The following is a 16064-nucleotide window of genomic DNA, read 5'->3' as shown; positions in this document are numbered from 1 at the left end:
CACCATCGCCGGCAGGGCGTTCCGCATCGACTCCTGGCCATCACTCTGATCCTGGCCCGCACGCCTGGGCCACTTGGCACCGGCGGGCAGCGCCATGCGCGTTTGACAAGTATGTCGTACGACATAGTATAGGTTTTGCCGGAGGACCTGAGACGCCGCTAAGAGCTCGTGCCCACTCAGGACCGCGGGCGGCTTCTCAGCCCTCGGCCAAGTCACCCCCAAGGAGATTCGCCATGTCATCCGTGCTCATCACCGGCGCGTCCAAGGGCATCGGCCGCGCCATCGCCGTCGAGCTGGCGGCCAGGGGCCACCGGGTGGTCGCCACTGCCCGGCGGCCGGAAACGCTGGTCGATCTGCCCGTCGACCAGCGGCTACGGCTCGACGTGACCGACCAGGACAGTGTCGACCGGGCGATCCGGGACGCCGGTGACATCGACGTCCTGATCAGCAACGCCGGCGCGACCGTGCGCGCCCCGCTCGAAAGCGTCCCGCTCGCCGAGATCGAAAACCTCTTCCAGCTCAACACTCTGGGCGCGCTGCGGGTGGCGCAAGGAGTGCTGCCGCAGATGCGGGAACGGGGCGCGGGGCGGCTGGTGTTCGTCTCCAGCGTCCAGGGCCGGGTCGTGCTGCCGATCATCGCCCCCTACGGAGCCAGCAAATGGGCGCTGGAGGCCATCGCCGAAGGACTGGCATTGGAGGTCGGCCACTTCGGCGTCCGGGTGAGCATCGTCCAGCCCGGCGCGGTGGCCACGGACGGCGCCGCCGGAGCCAAGTCCTTCTTCGGCGATGACGACCCCTACCTCGCCCTGCTCGGTCAGCTCGGTGTCCTGCGCGGCGAGGTCATCGCGCCGGAAGAAGTCGCCACCGCGGTGGCCGACACGATCGAGCACGCCGATCCCCCACTGCGCGTGCCCGTCGGCGCGGCGGCCGAGCAGCTCCTGAAGGCCCGCAAGGAAGCCCCCGAGGCAGTGCCGTTCCTGCCGGCCGAACTCGATTGGTAGAACCGATGACCGCCCCGCGGTCGATGACCGCGCTCGTGCTGGGTGGCGGCGGCCCCGCCGGTGTCGCATGGACGTCCGCCCTGCTACACGAACTTGTCTCCGGCGGACTGCCTGCGGCGGAGTCCGACGTGGTGCTGGGCACCTCGGCCGGGTCGGTGGTCGGCGCCTGGCTCACGATGCGGCCCGGCGGCCTCCCGACCTTGCCCCAGCGGATGCTCGATCGGGCCCGATGGCATGCGCGCAACACCGAATCCGGCTACGGCGACCGGGATCTTCTGCGCCGGGTCGTCGCCGGGTCCACCCATGACGCCGAATCCGCCCGGGGTATCGGTCAGGCGGCGATCGCCGCCATCCCGCCGATCTCCGTGGACCAGGCCGAAGGGTTGTGGCGCGCGACGCTGCCCGAAGGTCCGTGGCCGGATCGGCTCAGGGTGACGTCGGTGAACGCCGGCACCGGGGCGGCCAAGGCATGGTCGGCGGCCGACGGCGTCTCGCTCGCGGCCGCCGTGGCGTGCTCCACCGCGGCGCCCGGCGCCGCGCCCCCGGTGACACTTGCCGATTCGGTCTGGGTCGACGGCGCGGTTCGGTCCGGCACCAACGCCGACTTGGTTCGCGACGTCGGCTCGGCCGCCCGTGGCCGGGTACTCGTGCTGGCTCCCCTGCCGAACGACGGCCTCGCCCGCGAGGAGGCCGTCCTCGTCGAGCACGGTTACCGCGTCACGGTGATCACCGCCGAGCCGTTCTACGAGACGATCGCGGACCTGATGAACCCCCGGTTCGTGAAAGTCGCCGAAGCGGCCGGCGCGCAGCGAGCGCGTGCGGTCGCGGCGGAGCTGGCCGCGTGGTGGAACGCCTGAGTTGCTAAGATATGCAAGACGTCATACATAAAGAAGGTAGGTCGCCGTGGGTGCGCGCTCGGACGCCAAGGTGAAGATGGTCCAGGCGGCCAAGCAGCTCATGCGAGAGCGGGGCTACCACGCGACGGCGTTCTCCGACGTGCTCAAGCTCAGCGGGACGCCCCGCGGCTCGGTGTACTTCCACTTCCCCGACGGCAAAACGCAACTGGCGGCGGAGGCGGTCGAGGCCCACGCGCGGGAGCAGGTCGACATCATCGACCGCGCGGCGGAGCAGGCCGCCTCGGCGGCCGAACTGGTTGAACGCTACGTAGACCTCGGCCGCGACGGCATGGCGGCGAGCGGCTACTCCCGGGGCTGCGCGATCGCGCCCCTGGTGACCGAAGGCGCGACGCAGGAGTCGGCGGACCTCGGCGAAACCGGCCGGCGAGCATTCTCGGAGATGATCGACCGGCTCGCGTTCCACTTCATGACCTTCGGCGTCGAGCAGGCGGCGGCTCGCGCTCTCGCCGACGCCGTGATCGCCGGAGTCGAAGGGGCGATGATCACCTCGCGGGCTCGCCGCAGCCCCGCCCCCTACGACGCGGTCAAGATGACACTGGCCGACTTCGCGACACGGGCGCCTCGCTCGCGTCGCACCAGGCGAATGGCGGAACCGCCGCCTCAGCGTGCTGATTGAGACAGCTGACGCAGTGCCCGGACTCAGGCAGTCGGCGCCGCCGTCGCCGTGACGCGCTTCGCCCGGACCGTCAGCGCCGCGATCGCCGCCGCCCCGACCAGTGACACCGCGATGCCCACCCCGACCGCGGTGTTCCACCCCGCGGTCAAGCCGGCTGGGGACGGGTGGACGGCCAGCACGCTGACCACCGTGACGCCGAGCGCCGCGCCGACGTAGCGGCTCGTGTTGTTGATGCCGCTGCCCATCCCCGTCCGGTCCGGCGGCACGCTCGCCACCGCTTCGCGCCCCAAGGACGCGTTCACCACGCCCGTCCCGACCCCGGCCACCACCAGGCCCGGCAGCAGGGACGCCGGCGCCACGGCGGGGGTGGCGAACGCCAGCGGCACCAGGCCCGCCGCCACCACGACCAGGCCGGCGCTCAGCCGCGCACCGCCGGAAAACGCCGCGGGGAGGCGGCGTGTCAGCACCGCCGAGACCACGCTCGTCGCCGACCAGGCGAGCACCACCAGGGCCGAGGTGAGCGGGCTCAGCGCCAGGCCATTTTCGAGCATGGTGCAGAGGAACGCCATCAGCGCGGTGACCCCGGCGCCCGCCACGAACGCGCCCGTCGTCGCCGACACCAGGGCCGGGCGGCGGAAGAGCGTCAGGTCGAGCATGCCGCCGCCGGAGCGGTTCTGGTGGGTGAAGAACGCTGTGAGCAGCACGACCGCCGCCGCGATCAGAGCCAGCTCCAGGGGGCTCGTCCAACTCTGCCTGCCTTCGGTGAGCGCGGCCAGCAGCGCCGCGAGACCGCCGCCGAGCAGCAGCGCGCCCGGCAGGTCGACCGTCCGGACGCGGTCCGACTCCGACTCCGCCAGCAGGACCCGGCCGAGTGCGGCGACGCCGAGCGCCAGGCCCGCGATCACGACGTAGAGCACGCGCCAGTGGTGGTCGAGTGCCGCGCCGGCCAGCGGGCCGGTCGCGATGCCCGCGCCCAGGCAGGCACCCCACAGGCCGGTCGCGCGGGCACGGCCGGCCGCGTCCGGGAACGCCGGGCCGAGCACAGCGAGCCCGCACGCGATCAGCGCGGCAGAGCCGACGCCTTCGACGACGCGGCCGCCGATGAACGTCAGCGGTCCCGGCGCGACCGCGCACAGCACCGATCCGGCGGCCGTCACGACGGCGCCGGCGACGAAGACGCGCCGCCGTCCGAAGTCGTCGCCGATCGCGCCGGCCGGCAGCAGCGCGACGGCCAGCCCGAGGCTCATCGAGCTGAGGATCCACGAGGTCGCGACCGCGCCGGCGCCGAGGCCGCCCGCCACCGCCGGGACGATCGACAGGGGCGCGGTGAAGACGAAGAGCGCGAGCAGCGTGGCGCCGCCGGACGCGACGAGGACGGCTCCGGGACGGCTGGCCATGCGAACACCTACTTTGTTCGGTCACCGAACTCTTTCCTGCGAAGACTAGCACGATTGGTTCGATGAACGAACTTTTCTGTGGCAGACTGGACGCATGGCGCTGCCCCGCGAGTACACGAACCAAGCCTGTTCGATGGTCCGCGCACTGGAGATCGTCGGCGAGCGCTGGACACTGCTGATCGTCCGCGACGCCTTCTTCGGCGTCCGCCGCTTCAGCGATTTCGTCGAGCACCTCGGCATCCCGCGCGCGGTCCTGACCGAACGGCTCGAGTTCCTCATCGGCGAAGGCGTGCTGGAGCGCGTGCCGGGACCAGGCAAGCGAAGCGAGTACACGCTGACGGCAAAGGGACGAGAGCTCTGGCCCGTCATCCGCGCCTTGGTCGCCTGGGGCGACCAACACTACGCGCCAGCCGGACGCCGCCGCGTGTTCGTCCACGCGGGATGCGACGGCGAAGTCGCACAGTCGGGGACCTGCCAGCGATGCGGCGACCCGGTGACGCCCGCCGAGACGGTGATGACGCCGGGCCCGGGATTGCCGCCACCCCCGGAACACAGCCAGGTCAGCGCGATCCTCTCCCAGCCGCGCCCCCTTCTGCAGCCCATCCACTGACCCCTTGCACGCTCCCGGGGAGCCACCGGCTAAAATCGCGGCCGCTTCCTTGAGGCCCAGGCCGATTCCGCCGTACTCCTCCGGGATCATCGCTCCCAGCCACCCGCCGGCGGCGAACGTCTTGACGAAGTCCCACGGATACTCGTGCTTGCGGTCCTTGTCCAGCCAGGAGTCGTTGTCGAACTTCGGTGGAGGCCGGCGGCCTTCCGGCCGGCTCCGTTGAGGCCGGCCTGCAGGCCGGCGACCTCACCCGGTCAGTCGTCAAGCCGGCGCGCCGGAGCGTTCGGCCTCCACCAGCGGCACTACTGGCCCCCCGCACTTCGAGGGCCCGGCTCGCGAGCCAAGCGAAACTCCGCATACCCGGCCCCCGGCGTCGTGCCGGTTCACCGTCCACGGACCGTCTGGGACGGCGCCACCTGCGTCGGGTTCCCGCAGGTGGCGCCGTCGTCTCGGCCGGTCAGGTGCCGGGGGTGACGGGGGTCTTGGACACCCCCCTGCCGCCGGTGGCGGTGTTTGATGCGCCGATCACGTTCGGCTTGTTCTGGGACACGCAGTCGCTCTGGTTGGTCGAGTTGATGCCCCAGCCCGACTTGTTGGTCACCACGAAGGTGTTCTTGGTGAACGTGTTGCCGCAGCCAGTTTTCTCCCACACGTTGTGGGTCTGGATCCCGTCGAGGTAGCCGTTGCTGATCTTGTTGCCGGTGATGGTGTAGTTGTCGCCCTTGACGTCGATGGTGGAGTCGGCCGAGTTCTGGTTCTTCTCGCCCGTGCCGTCGAGGGTGTTGCCGGAGATCAGGCCGTCGTGGGTGCCTTCCTTGATGTCGATGGCCTCGGCGGCGACGCCGGGGCCGATTTTGTTGTCGAGCACCTGGATGTAGTTGCCGCCGTCGGGCGACTGGCCGCCGTTGGCGCCGTAGCATTCCCAGTTGCTGTTGGCCGAGCCGAGGTAGACGCCCTCGCCGTAGCCGGGTTGTTCCTTGCCGGTGTTGGTGATGGTGGAGTTCTTGATGGTGCCGTAGGCGCTGCTCTTGCGGAAGTGCACGGCCTCGGCGCCGACGTCGTGCACGGTGACGCCGTCGATGGTGACGTGCTGGGCGCCGTCGAGCACGATGCCCTTCTTCGAGTCCTTGACCGTGAACCCCTTGAGGTTCCAGTAGCTCGCGCCCTGCAGCCACAGCCCGTAGCCGGTCTGACCGGACGGGCAGTCGGTGTCACCGGGATTGAACAGCGGGTCGTGCAGCACGGCCTTCGCGCTGCCGGTCAGGGTGATCGGCGCGGACGCGGTGCCGGGCTTGGTCGCCACGAACGCGCCGCTGTAGTCGCCGTCGGCCAGCACGATCGTGTCGCCCGGCTTCGCCGCGGACAGCGCTGCGGAGAGCTGGGTGGCGGTGGCGACGCTGATCGTCGTCGCCGCGGGGTGCACGAGCTGCCCGGCCAGGGACAACGCCGCCAGTAGCTTGATCATCAGGTGACCCCTTTCAGCCGATGTTCTTCAGGAACAGGGACTTGGCCGTGCTGGTCTTCGTGTCGTCGACGCCGTGTCCGTGGGTGTAGTCGCGTTGTTCGTTGTGGGCCCAGTCCGTGATCGGCTTGCCGCTGACGTCGAGGTGGTGGAACGCCGAGCCGTCCCAGCCGAACTGGTAGATCTTCGTGTGGTCGGCGTAGTACGGCGTGTAGGCCGCGTTCGCGGTGATCTGCTTGGTCATGGTGTTGTTGAAGAAGACGTTGCGGGGCCCGGAAGATCCGGACCACTTGACCGCCTTCTGCCCGGTCGACCAGTAGATCGGGAACCACGTCGATTCGTCGGGCCCGTCGCCGCCCTCGCCGCCGCAGTGCGCGGTGCAGTTGCCCGACCGGTGGGCGTAGGAGACCTTGTTCGTGTTGTTCTCGAACAGGTTGTTGCGCTCGTAGCCGCCGTGGATGTTGAAGTCGGAGTCGATGTCGTTGCCGATCACGACGTTGCCCGAGGCCGACCACTGGAAGGTGAAGTGCCGCAGGTCGCGGGTGGTGTTGCCGGCGTAGAGCGAGTCCCAGACCCGGGAGCCGCGGAAGTAGCCGTTGCCGCCCTTGCCCTTGTTCCACGAGCCGTCCAGCTCGTTGTTCACGATCTGGAGGTTCTTGGCCTCCTCGGTGACGATCGGGTGTGAGCCGGTCATCGTCGCGTGCGTGTTGCGCACCCAGGAGTTCGCCGCCCACTTGAACACGATGCCCTGCATGGCCAGCGACGGCGCCAGGTTGCCGTAGTTGTCCTTGGCCTGCGCCTCGGTGATGCCCGGCGGGGCCACCTGGCCGAACGTGAAGTCCTCGAAGCCGACCCCGACCACCGGATCGACGATCGGGGACGCCTTCGACGCGTAGACGCTGCCGTCGATCGCGGGCGAACCGTCCGAAGTGGAGTCGACCGGGACGTCGTATTCGAGCGGCTTGTCGATCGACACCGTGTGGTTCGTGGTGTCGATCGCGGTGATGGTGAACCACTGCTGGCGCATGTGCAGGTTCTCCAGCGGCCACGTCGTCGGGTACGCGCTCATCGACTTGTAGAAGTCGATCGAGTTCGCCGCCCGGATGTTGATGAAGCCGCCGACCTTCATGTTCGTCGTTTTCGCGCTGGTGGCCAGGTAGACGGTCTTGTCACCGGTCCGCGCCGCGAAGCCCTTGTCACCGGGCTTCTCGCGCAGCTTCGCGCCGGCCTTCCAGTGCACGTTGATCGTGCCCTCGAAGATGTCCTTCCGGTTGGCCGGGGCGGACTTGTAGTCACTGGCGTAGCTCGGGTCGACGCCGCGCGACTGCACGCGGAAGAGGCCACGGCCCGGCCACAGCCAGCCGCCGGACGCGTCCCCGTAGTTCATGTTCTTCTGGTCCCACTGGTCGCCGTCCGGCGTGAGCACGTCGTACTCGGTGTTCTTGTCGGGGGCATAGACGAACTTCGTCTTGTCCGTGCCGGCGCCGCGCAGGATCAGGTAGTTCGCGTCGACGTGGATCTCGTGGGTGACGTTCAGCGTGCCGGCCGGGAAGGTGATCAGGCTGAGCTTCGTGTAGCTGCCCGACGGCGAGCACGACGCGTGGATCTTGTCGATGGCGGCCTGGATGCCGGCCGTGTCGTCGACCCCGTCGTCGGGCTTGACCTTGTAGGTGCTCGCGAGCTGGGCCGCGGTGATCCGGCAGCTCGCGCTGGGGTTCACGGCGTCGGCGCCGGGCAGGTTCAGCCCGCCGCGGAAACCGGCCTTGCTCCAGTCGTACAGGCCCGGCACCGGCGCCGCGCGGTTGCCCGCTGACGTGTCCAGTGTGGTCAGTGCACCTGGGCCGGGCGCGGCGACCGCGGCTGGGCCCGAACCGACCGCCGCGACGCACGCGACGGCGACGGCCGCCAAGGCCGCACCTTTTTTGTTGCGCGACAAAGAAACCTCCGAGATTGAGGGCGCAGATCGATTCGACTCCGGCTCGGCGCGGCACGGGACGCCGCCTGTCCGGCGCGTGCCGGCCGGGCGAACCGGAGAACGTTGACATCGGCCGAAAGCGGGTAACGCGGCTGAAGGCCGCCGTCACTCCCGCCTCGTTCACGGTGTGCGGCAATCGCCTATCCGGACAAAATTCCTCCATAGCTGGGCTGGCTCGGCCAGGACTGCTTGAAGGCGGCGGGTCTGCCGACCATACCTCGGCAAGTTCACTTAGTAAAGTAACTTTCCGAACGCGCAGGGTGCTCGGCGTGAACTTGACAGTGGGACACCCGCGGATCATCCTCGCGCGCGGCGCTGCACGACGCGTTGAGCGCATCGGAACACCCGGTCATTTGACTCGACCCCGTCACCGGAAGGCGACGCGGCCGTCGTCCGGCGGGCCCTCGATCCGCAGGACGGGCCCGCCGTCCTGGTCGGGCACTCCTACGGCGGCGCGGTCATCACCGAAGCCGGGACCCACGAGAAGGGCGCCGCGCTCGCCTACATCGCCGCGTTCGCGGTGCGCCGGTGCCGCCGATCCTGCCGCCACAGGAAGGATTCCTGTTTCTGGACAAGGAGAATTGCCACGAGTCCTTCGCCGACGAGGTCAGCCCGCAGCCCGCGGCCGTCGCCGCCCACGTCAAGCAGGCCGCGACCGGCGCGGAGCACGTCCCCGGTTCAGGCGTAGACCTCGAACTGCGCGAGCTGCCCCGCGGGCCAGCCGGTGTTGGCGGTGAAGGTGATGCGGACATAACGCGTGTTCGTGCCGGGCACGCCGACCGTGACGCTGTTGCCGCGGGCCGGGTCGAAGGTGTACCCGGCCGGGCCGGCCAGCGTGGTGAAGGTGCCGCCGTTCGCGGATCCCGAGATCGAGAGGGTCTGGGTGCGGGCGGCCCAAGCACTCACGGGCGGCAGGCCCAGGACGATCCGGCTGACTGCGGTCACGACGCCGAGGTCGACCTGGATCCATTGCGGGAACGCGTTGTTGGTGCTTTCCCAGTAGGTACCGGAATTCCCGTCGACGGCGTTGCCCGAGGAGTAGCCCTGGGTGTGGCTGCTTTCGGTGGTGGCCCGGCCCCCGGCCAGGTCCGTGCCGCTGTTGGTGGGCAGCCCGGGTGAGGTCGGCCGGACCGCGGTCAGCGGCAGCTGGCCTTTCAGCATCCGGCCGCCGTCGGCAGTGAGGCGCAGGTAGTAGTCGGACAAACAGGGCGTGCCGTCCTCGTCGAGGGCGAGCAGGCCGGAACCGGCCGGCGTCATCGACGCGTTCTCCGCCGTCTTGGCGATCTGGTTGCCTTCACCGTATTCGTCGAACATCGAGATGTAGAGGCCCTGCGCGCCGGCGCGGATCATGTTGTAGAACTGGCGCCACATGAAGTCGCCGTGTGCACGCTGGCGCGCCGAGACGTCGCCGGGCAGCACGCACGGCTGGTAGTCGATGCCGTGGGCGGCGCACTCCGCGACGTCGGGGACGTTCATGTTGGTGTACATCCAGTCCGAGTCCGCCGCGGTGCCGATCGCGCCGACCATCCACGGCGAGATCATGTCGAACGCGTGGTAAACGTCCGAAAAGCCCGGGCGCGAGCCGCCGGTACCGCTCCGCCACTCGCGCGGGACACCGCCGATCACGTAGCAGCCCTGGCCCTTGAACCAGTTCACGACATCAAGGCAAGCCGCGGCATCCCAAGGGTGGTTCGCGTCGTTGTAGCCGAACCCCCAGATGCAGACCACCGGCTTGCCGTTCTGCCGGGCGTAGGCCGGAGACGCCGTGTGGGCGGACATCTTCGCCGTCCAGTCGGTCTTGATCTCCGGCTGCATGTTCGCCCAGCCGGTGACGTCGTACATGATGTAGAATTTCCGCCCGTGCGATTCGGCCGCGCTGCGCACTTTCGCGGCCATCGCATCGCGGGTGGCGCCTTCGGAGCTGTTCGGGTTGAACCGCTGCAACGCGGCGGTGTCGCAGCCGTTCTGCTGCATCCAGAGGAAATGCGTGTCGACGGTTTGCTGGTCGTACGACGAGAACAACGTGGCGGGCTCGCCGCTGCCGAAGTTCTGATACGCGGTCGGGTACTTGCGGGTGTACTCGCGCATGTCCGGCCACGCCCGGATCACGTTGTTGTCCGGCGACGGCGTCCGGCTCCAGTCCTGGCTCCAGTGCCACCAGCCGCCGATCGGGGCGCCATCCCCGGCGCAGGCGAACCAGCCCTGGTAGCCGACGGTGATCTTGCCGACGACATCGCCGGGCGGGCTGGCGGCGTACGCGACGCCTGGTGCGCCCGCCAAGGACAGCGCTCCCCACGCCGATGCCGCCGCCGCCGAGCCGATGAAGGTTCTCCGGGAGATCTCCATGCCGGTCCCTCTCGTCCGCCAGTGCACGAGTACGTGGCCAGAATGTAGGCGTCCCGACAATGCTTAGCAAGAGTTGGACCGCTTTCTGAAATTTTCGTACCGGTGGCCGCAAGCGACGTCACCGGCCGGCGTCGTTTCAGGCGCGACGACGGGCGGTCGTCTCCAGCGCGTCGCCGATGACGCGCGCGCTGCCTGGCACTGGATCGAACCCTCAGGCGCACTGCCGGTGGCGATCCCCACGCCCGCAGACTGGATCGCCGCGCGGGTCACCGGCGCCCAGCTGGTCAGGATCGCCGCGGGCCGGTGTTCGCGGATGAGGTCCTCGATCAGCTCCGCCGGGGCCGGTTCGGCGGGGCCGGCGATGCCCGGTCGGTGAGCAGCACGGTGCCCGGCACGTCAGACCCACTACAGCGCGTCGTCGTGGGCCAGGCGCGGCAGCCGGGGGAACCACGGGTTCTCCCCCGGGTGCCCGATGTTGACGACCAGGATCGAGCGGAACCGCCCCTCCGGGAAGAACTCGGCGTCGACGGCGGCCGCGTCGAAGCCCGCCATCGGACCGGCCGCCAGCCCGACCGCGCGGACGGCGAGGATGAAGTACCCGGCCTGCAGGGTGGCGTTGAAGGTCGCGGTGTCCGCGCGCATCTCTTGGTTCGCCGCGAAGACCTCCTTCAGCTCCGGCTTGTAGGGCAGCAGCGCCGGGATGTGCTCGTGGAACCGGGTGTCCACGGCGAGGACGGCCACCGCCGGCGCGGACTGCGTCTTGGCGCGGTTGCCTTCGTCCAGGTGTTTGACGAGCCGGTCGCGGCCCTCGCCCGGGCGGACGAACAGCACGCGCAGCGGCTGGGTGTTGGCCGCCGTGGGCGCCCACCTGGCGAGTTCCCAGATCTCCGACAGCTCTTCGTCGCTCACGGGGGTGTCCGCGAAGCTGTTCGCGGTCCGGGCGCCGGTGAACAGCACGTGCGTGGCGTCGGGAGCCAACCGCTTCAGGGCGGCGTTCATCGTGTTTTCCTTTCGTGACAGGAGTTATCCGGACAGACCGACCGGGTGGCCGATGTCCTCCCGGATGGCGTGCAGGCCGGTCAGTGGACCGTCGACCTGCATGAGCCGGCCCATCGTCAGCGGCCCGAGGTCGACCGGCGCGTAGCCGAATTCCTCGGCCACCGCCCGGAACCGGACCTTGGCGGCCGCGTCGTCCCCGGCGTGGAAGAGGATGCGGCGGCCCGCCGGCGTGACCGGGTCGGCCGCGATGACCGGCCCGTAGAGGTTGTCGAACGCCTTGATCACGTGGGCGTCCGGCAGGAGTGAGGCGACGAGCTCGCTGCCGCCGACGTCCAAGACGTCGAGGACGGCGGCCGGCGGCGGGTCCGCCCACTGGTTGGTCGCATCGATGAGGATCCGGCCGGGCCGTGGCGGAAGCGCTTTCAGTGCGTCGCGCACGCGGCGCCAAGTCACGGCCAGGACGACGAAGTCGGCTTCGCCCGCTTCGGAGATCGTGCCGGCGGAGGCTCCCGGGCCGAGCCGGGAGACCAGCTCGGTCAGGGTGTCCGGTCCCCGGCTGTTGCTGAAGACCACTTCGTGGCCCGCCTTGAGCGGGTGGCTGGCGATGGCCTGGGACAGCGTCCCGGCCCCGATCATCCCGAACTTCACGTCAGTACGCCTCCGGCAGCAGGTCGTCGTCCGGCTGGTCCGCCGCCCACCCGGCCAGCTCTTCCCACCGGGCGTAGCCTCCCGTCCGTCGCGGACGGGGGTGCAGCCGTCCCGAGACGTTCGCGGCCTTCATCTCTGTCTCCCACTTTTGGTTAACGTGTTAACCAGAAGCTACGCCGCAACTTGTTAACGTGTCAACCACTTCGGTAGGCTCGGGAGCATGGCGCAGGTGCGGTGGCTGGACGAACGGGAACAACGGGCCTGGCGGAGCCTGACGGCGATGCAGGAGGGCCTGACCGAGTTCGTCGACCGGCAGCTGCGGCACCGGTGCGGTCTGTCCAATGCGGACTACCAGGTGCTCGCGCACCTGTCGGAGGCGGCGGACCCCCTGCGGTCCTACGAGCTCGGCCGGCTGCTGCACTGGGAGAAGAGCCGCCTGTCCCAGCACTTGACGCGCATGGAGAAACGCGGCCTGGTGCGCCGGGAGCGCTGCGACACCGACCAGCGCGGCTCGGTGATCGCCATCACCGCCGCGGGCACGAAGCTGATCGAAGCGGCGGCCCCCCAGCACGTCTCGGACATCCGCGAGATCGTCATCGACCACCTCACCCCGGAGGAACTCGACGCGCTCACCACGATCAGCGCCAAGGTCAACGCCCGGCTGGCGGCGCAGGACGAGGACTGAGCGCGGCTACGCCAGCTCTTCGACGTGCCCGCCCGGCGAGTACTCCGCCCAACCGGGCTTACCCGACCCGGCGAACGCGACCCACGAGCGGTGCATCCGGGTGGCGAGCGCGGCGGGTGGTTCACCGGTGCCCAGCAGCTTCCGCGGCCCGCGCAACGAGGGCAGCGCGAGGTTGTCGAACACGAACGGCAGCTCCATCACGTGACTGGCCCCCAGCTGCCCGTCGACCGCGTCCGACCGCCAGCCGAACTCGTAGCGGTAGGTCGGGCCGGCGGTGTGGGCCGTGGCCAGCGCGTGCGTGCCGGTGCGGAACAGGCCGTCACTGAGCACCCTGGTGCGCAACTCGGCCCGGCCGGCGTGCGGGTACCGGCTCCGGTAGCCGCGCACGGCGTCGGCGGGGTCGCGGTGGAAGAGCGCGGCCGTCTCGCGGACGTCGAGGTCGGTGCTGCCCGCCAGCTTGCCCACGGGCGCGAGGTAAAGGCTGCCCTCGTCGAGGTTGTCGCCGATCAGCAGGTCGACGGCACTGCCACCGGCGGCCGCGACCGGCTGGCGTTCGCTCACCAGGCTGAACGACGTGATGCCGCCCAGCGGGTGGTGGTGCGTGAGCGTGCGCAGGGCCAGCCCCGCCAAGTCGGCCAGGACCGCGACGAGCCGGTCCTCCGGGACGCCGGCCAGCGCCGCGGCGGAGGGCTCGACACCGAAGTGCCGGCCCACCCGCTCGGTGACCATGGCGGCCTGCTCGGGTGTGAAGGCCCCGGTGCCGCTGCCGCTCTGGACGATCGCCCGGCGGAAGAGACCGGCCGCGGCCGGCTCGGCGAGCACGCCACCGACGATGATCGCCCCGGCCGACTGCCCGGCGAGCGTGACGTTGCCCGGGTCGCCGCCGAACGACGCGACGTTGTCCCGCACCCACCGCAAAGCGGCGACGACGTCGAGCAGGCCCCGGTTGTCCGGCGCGTCCGGGAGGTGGAGGAACCCGGGGATGCCCAGCCGGTAGTTGACGGTCACCAGCACGACGCCGTCCCGCGCGAAGGCCGTGCCGTCGTACAGCGGTGCTCGGTTGGAGCCCGCGACGAACCCGCCGCCGTGGACGAACACCAGTGTCGGGCGCGGTGAACCGTCCGCCGGCGGGGCCCAGACGTTCACCGTCAGGTAGTCGTCGCCGCGCTGCCAGCCCGGGCCGAAGTACGGGGACATGTCGAGGACGCCGAAGGAGTCGCGGGCCGGCTGCGGCGCGGTGGGGCCCGGCCGCGTCCCGTCGCGCACTCCGGACCACCCCGGGTGGGGATCCGGCGGGGCGAACCGCCGGATCCCCAGGGGTGCCTTGGCGTAGGGCACGTCGAAGTGGACGGTGCCGTGGTCGTGCCGGCGACCGCGGACCGGTCCCCCGCTGGTGGTGACCGTGCTGAATTCGGCCGGAGTCATCCTGCGTCTCCTGTCTGGCTCAGTACCGGGGAAACGGGGCCCAGTTCTTGATCCCGAACCCGCTGCCGCGGTGTTCGACCTCGAGCGCGCTGTGGCCGCTGAAGTGGGCGGGCAGGACCAGCGCGGCGGAGTCCGCGGCCCAGCCCAGCAACCGGCGGCGCGTCGCGCGGGCCTGCGCCGGGTCCTCGCAGAAGCAGCTGTTGTGCTCGGCGTGGGTGACCTGGAGCGGGGTGTGCATGAGGTCGCCCGCGAACAGCGCCCGGTCGCCGCCGGACTCCAGCTTCACCACGCTCGATCCGGGGGTGTGGCCGGGCGCGGCCTCCAGGCGCAGGTTGCCGTCGATGACGTGGCCGGCTTCCCACAACCGCACCTGGCCGGCGGCGTGCACCGGGGCCACGCTGTCCTCGAAGACGTTCTCGTTGACCCCGCCCGCGATCCCGGAGTTGTTCGCCGGGTTCCAGAACTCGAAGTCCGCCTCGGGCATCAGGTAGGTGGCGTTGGGGAAGGTGGGCACCCAGTTTTCGCCGTCCCAGCGGGTGTCCCAGCCGACGTGGTCGACGTGCAGGTGCGTGTTGACCACCAGGTCCACGTCCTCCGGCCGGACGCCGGCGCGGGCGAGGGCACCCAGGTAGTCCAGGTCGAGGTGGTCCCACGCCGCCACCGCGGGCCGGGCCTTGCCGTTGCCGACGCCGGTGTCCACGACGATGGTCCGGCCGCCGCTGCGCAGCACCCACGACTGCATGGCGACGTGCACCATCGTGTCGTCCGCGCCGAGGTGGTCGGGCACCAGCCACTCGCGGTGCTCCTGCCAGGCCTCCTCGGGCACGTCGGGGAAGAACTGATCGGTGGGCATGATGGGGCCGTGCGTCTCCTCGACGCGGGTGACGGTGACCTCGCCCAGTGCGATCTGGTCCATGACGGTTCTCCTTGCGGTGAGGGGGTTCGGTCAGCAGCCGAGGTCGGCGACGACGAGGTTCGGGTCCCGCCCGGTGACGTAGGCGGCGCTGAACACGTAGGCCGTGCGGCCGCGCACGGCCACCGACGTGGGGTTCTGCAGGCCGTCGGCCGGGGTGAGCACGATCGAGTGGCTCCCGTCGGGCCGGACGAGCGCGACCTCGCTGGGGCCGTTGAGCGCGGCGAGCAGCTCGTCCCCGCGGCCGGTGAACGCGAAGTCGTCGATGCCTGCCAGCCCGGTGGCGACCGTGCGCACCGCGCCGGCGCTGCCGTCCCGCCGGATCGGGATGCGCAGCACGGTGCCCCGGTCGAGGTTCGTGGCCCAGACCGCACCCCCGTGCAGCTTCAGGCCGTTGGCGCCGAGGAAGCCGGTGGAAGCCAGTTCGGGAGCGGTCGACCAGGCGACCGGGGTGCCGCCGGCCGCGGGCACCCGCCACAGGGTGCCGAGCACGGAGTCGGTGACGTAGAGGGTGCCGCTGCCCTGGTCGAGGGCCAGGCCGTTGGGCAGGCCCTCGGCCGGGAGCGCGGCGATCCGCTGAGGCCGGCCGCCGGGCCGCAGCCGCCACACGCCGGTGAGGTCGGCCGTGCCGGTGGCGTAGAGGAAATACAGCGTGCCGTCGGCCGCGCGGGTGATCCCGACGGTGAGCGGGAACCCGAGCACCGGCGTGTGGACGCCGCCGTCGGCGGGCGCGGGCAGGGTGGCCAGCACGCGGACGGCGCCGCTCGGCGAGATCTCGGCGATCTGGCGTCCGGCCGCGAACGTGACGTCGGCGGCCCCGCCGGGCGCCAAGGCGACGTTTTCCGGCGTTTGCCCTGCGGCCAGGTCGAAGTGGGCGGCGATCCGCGCATCGCGCAGCGGTGCGGAGACGGCGGACGCGGGCGTGGCGGTCAGCGCGACGCTCGCGGCGGCCAGGACGGACGCGGACGTCATGGACCAGGGCAGCTTCTTGGACAACGTGGTTCCTTCGCTTGTTTTCGGGCGCGCGTCGGCGACACACCGGCGCGCGGGGGTGTGGTGGGGTCAGGTGG

At 70.6% G+C, this 16064-nt stretch carries 16 protein-coding genes and 1 pseudogene; 6 read left to right on the top strand and 11 right to left on the bottom strand.

Features of this window, described 5'->3' with window-relative positions:
* Nucleotides 1-233 precede the first annotated feature (233 nt).
* From ABZX11_RS36495 to ABZX11_RS36485, 3 genes are read left to right on the top strand one after another with little or no spacing between them, the layout of a single operon-like run.
* The gene (locus tag ABZX11_RS36495; RefSeq protein ID WP_354921984.1) at nucleotides 234-1001 is read left to right on the top strand and encodes an SDR family oxidoreductase; all 768 of its coding nucleotides are present in this window, start codon (nucleotides 234-236) and stop codon (nucleotides 999-1001) included.
* Between the two features lie 5 nt (nucleotides 1002-1006).
* On the top strand, nucleotides 1007-1858 hold the full coding sequence (locus ABZX11_RS36490; protein WP_354921981.1) for a patatin-like phospholipase family protein: 852 nt from the start codon (nucleotides 1007-1009) through the stop codon (nucleotides 1856-1858).
* 46 nt (nucleotides 1859-1904) lie between these two features.
* The gene (locus ABZX11_RS36485; RefSeq protein ID WP_354921978.1) at nucleotides 1905-2534 is read left to right on the top strand and encodes a TetR/AcrR family transcriptional regulator; all 630 of its coding nucleotides are present in this window, start codon (nucleotides 1905-1907) and stop codon (nucleotides 2532-2534) included.
* A gap of 23 nt (nucleotides 2535-2557) precedes the next feature.
* Here ABZX11_RS36485 and ABZX11_RS36480 read toward each other — a convergent pair whose 3' ends face one another.
* Nucleotides 2558-3931, bottom strand: a complete 1374-nt coding sequence (locus tag ABZX11_RS36480) for an MFS transporter (RefSeq protein ID WP_354921975.1) — start codon at nucleotides 3929-3931, stop codon at nucleotides 2558-2560.
* A 94-nt stretch (nucleotides 3932-4025) separates the two neighbouring features.
* On the opposite strand from ABZX11_RS36480, the gene ABZX11_RS36475 reads away from it, so the two are divergent.
* Nucleotides 4026-4541: a helix-turn-helix domain-containing protein gene (locus ABZX11_RS36475; RefSeq protein WP_176177221.1), complete on the top strand. Its 516-nt coding sequence runs from the start codon at nucleotides 4026-4028 to the stop codon at nucleotides 4539-4541.
* A 42-nt stretch (nucleotides 4542-4583) separates the two neighbouring features.
* On the opposite strand, the pseudogene ABZX11_RS36470 reads toward ABZX11_RS36475, so the two are convergent.
* The 3 genes and pseudogenes from ABZX11_RS36470 to ABZX11_RS36460 all read right to left on the bottom strand — a co-directional run.
* Nucleotides 4584-4706: pseudogene (locus ABZX11_RS36470) on the bottom strand (acyl-CoA dehydrogenase family protein); the annotation flags it as partial.
* Between the two features lie 292 nt (nucleotides 4707-4998).
* Nucleotides 4999-6006, bottom strand: a complete 1008-nt coding sequence (locus ABZX11_RS36465) for a right-handed parallel beta-helix repeat-containing protein (protein ID WP_354921971.1) — start codon at nucleotides 6004-6006, stop codon at nucleotides 4999-5001.
* A 13-nt stretch (nucleotides 6007-6019) separates the two neighbouring features.
* Nucleotides 6020-7912: a hypothetical protein gene (locus ABZX11_RS36460; RefSeq protein ID WP_354921968.1), complete on the bottom strand. Its 1893-nt coding sequence runs from the start codon at nucleotides 7910-7912 to the stop codon at nucleotides 6020-6022.
* A 496-nt stretch (nucleotides 7913-8408) separates the two neighbouring features.
* Here ABZX11_RS36460 and ABZX11_RS36455 point away from each other — a divergent pair, with 496 nt between their 5' ends.
* A complete protein-coding gene (locus tag ABZX11_RS36455; protein ID WP_354922059.1) occupies nucleotides 8409-8666 on the top strand; it encodes a hypothetical protein in 258 nt (85 codons plus the stop codon).
* Here ABZX11_RS36455 and ABZX11_RS36450 read toward each other — a convergent pair.
* From ABZX11_RS36450 to ABZX11_RS36435, 4 genes are all read right to left on the bottom strand, one after another.
* Nucleotides 8657-10324: a discoidin domain-containing protein gene (locus ABZX11_RS36450; protein ID WP_354921965.1), complete on the bottom strand. Its 1668-nt coding sequence runs from the start codon at nucleotides 10322-10324 to the stop codon at nucleotides 8657-8659. The genes ABZX11_RS36455 and ABZX11_RS36450 overlap by 10 nt on opposite strands.
* A gap of 405 nt (nucleotides 10325-10729) precedes the next feature.
* Nucleotides 10730-11323, bottom strand: coding sequence for a malonic semialdehyde reductase (locus ABZX11_RS36445; RefSeq protein WP_354921962.1), 594 nt, complete (start codon nucleotides 11321-11323; stop codon nucleotides 10730-10732).
* 24 nt (nucleotides 11324-11347) lie between these two features.
* Nucleotides 11348-11971 (bottom strand): NAD(P)-binding domain-containing protein, encoded by a 624-nt coding sequence (locus ABZX11_RS36440; protein WP_354921959.1) that lies wholly within the window; start codon nucleotides 11969-11971, stop codon nucleotides 11348-11350.
* 1 nt (nucleotide 11972) lies between these two features.
* Nucleotides 11973-12104 carry a hypothetical protein gene (locus tag ABZX11_RS36435; protein WP_354921956.1) on the bottom strand — a complete coding sequence of 44 codons (132 nt, stop codon included), beginning with the start codon at nucleotides 12102-12104 and terminating at the stop codon, nucleotides 11973-11975.
* Between the two features lie 87 nt (nucleotides 12105-12191).
* On the opposite strand from ABZX11_RS36435, the gene ABZX11_RS36430 reads away from it, so the two are divergent.
* The gene (locus ABZX11_RS36430) at nucleotides 12192-12656 is read left to right on the top strand and encodes a MarR family transcriptional regulator (RefSeq protein ID WP_354921953.1); all 465 of its coding nucleotides are present in this window, start codon (nucleotides 12192-12194) and stop codon (nucleotides 12654-12656) included.
* A gap of 6 nt (nucleotides 12657-12662) precedes the next feature.
* Here the strand turns inward: ABZX11_RS36430 and ABZX11_RS36425 are convergent, their stop codons facing one another.
* From ABZX11_RS36425 to ABZX11_RS36415, 3 genes are read right to left on the bottom strand one after another with little or no spacing between them, the layout of a single operon-like run.
* Nucleotides 12663-14081 carry a carboxylesterase family protein gene (locus ABZX11_RS36425; protein ID WP_354921950.1) on the bottom strand — a complete coding sequence of 473 codons (1419 nt, stop codon included), beginning with the start codon at nucleotides 14079-14081 and terminating at the stop codon, nucleotides 12663-12665.
* 19 nt (nucleotides 14082-14100) lie between these two features.
* Nucleotides 14101-14997, bottom strand: coding sequence for an MBL fold metallo-hydrolase (locus tag ABZX11_RS36420; RefSeq protein WP_354921947.1), 897 nt, complete (start codon nucleotides 14995-14997; stop codon nucleotides 14101-14103).
* A gap of 30 nt (nucleotides 14998-15027) precedes the next feature.
* Nucleotides 15028-15990 carry a hypothetical protein gene (locus ABZX11_RS36415; protein WP_354921944.1) on the bottom strand — a complete coding sequence of 321 codons (963 nt, stop codon included), beginning with the start codon at nucleotides 15988-15990 and terminating at the stop codon, nucleotides 15028-15030.
* Between the last annotated feature and the right edge of the window lie 74 nt (nucleotides 15991-16064).

Source organism: Amycolatopsis sp. NPDC004169, from assembly GCF_040610315.1.
Lineage (GTDB): Bacteria > Actinomycetota > Actinomycetes > Mycobacteriales > Pseudonocardiaceae > Amycolatopsis.
Note: the sequence above shows the minus strand (reverse complement) of the source record. Positions and strands in the feature narration are given on the sequence as shown.

Excerpts from the sequence above, each read along its gene's own strand:
- ABZX11_RS36435 (WP_354921956.1), bottom strand. The coding sequence starts at position 12,104 with ATGAAGGCCGCGAACGTCTCGGGACGGCTGCACCCCCGTCCGCGACGG.
- ABZX11_RS36450 (WP_354921965.1), bottom strand. The coding sequence starts at position 10,324 with ATGGAGATCTCCCGGAGAACCTTCATCGGCTCGGCGGCGGCGGCATCG.
- ABZX11_RS36495 (WP_354921984.1), top strand. The coding sequence starts at position 234 with ATGTCATCCGTGCTCATCACCGGCGCGTCCAAGGGCATCGGCCGCGCC.
- ABZX11_RS36445 (WP_354921962.1), bottom strand. The coding sequence starts at position 11,323 with ATGAACGCCGCCCTGAAGCGGTTGGCTCCCGACGCCACGCACGTGCTG.
- ABZX11_RS36480 (WP_354921975.1), bottom strand. The coding sequence starts at position 3,931 with ATGGCCAGCCGTCCCGGAGCCGTCCTCGTCGCGTCCGGCGGCGCCACG.
- ABZX11_RS36425 (WP_354921950.1), bottom strand. The coding sequence starts at position 14,081 with ATGACTCCGGCCGAATTCAGCACGGTCACCACCAGCGGGGGACCGGTC.
- ABZX11_RS36475 (WP_176177221.1), top strand. The coding sequence starts at position 4,026 with ATGGCGCTGCCCCGCGAGTACACGAACCAAGCCTGTTCGATGGTCCGC.
- ABZX11_RS36420 (WP_354921947.1), bottom strand. The coding sequence starts at position 14,997 with ATGGACCAGATCGCACTGGGCGAGGTCACCGTCACCCGCGTCGAGGAG.
- ABZX11_RS36490 (WP_354921981.1), top strand. The coding sequence starts at position 1,007 with ATGACCGCCCCGCGGTCGATGACCGCGCTCGTGCTGGGTGGCGGCGGC.
- ABZX11_RS36465 (WP_354921971.1), bottom strand. The coding sequence starts at position 6,006 with ATGATCAAGCTACTGGCGGCGTTGTCCCTGGCCGGGCAGCTCGTGCAC.
- ABZX11_RS36430 (WP_354921953.1), top strand. The coding sequence starts at position 12,192 with ATGGCGCAGGTGCGGTGGCTGGACGAACGGGAACAACGGGCCTGGCGG.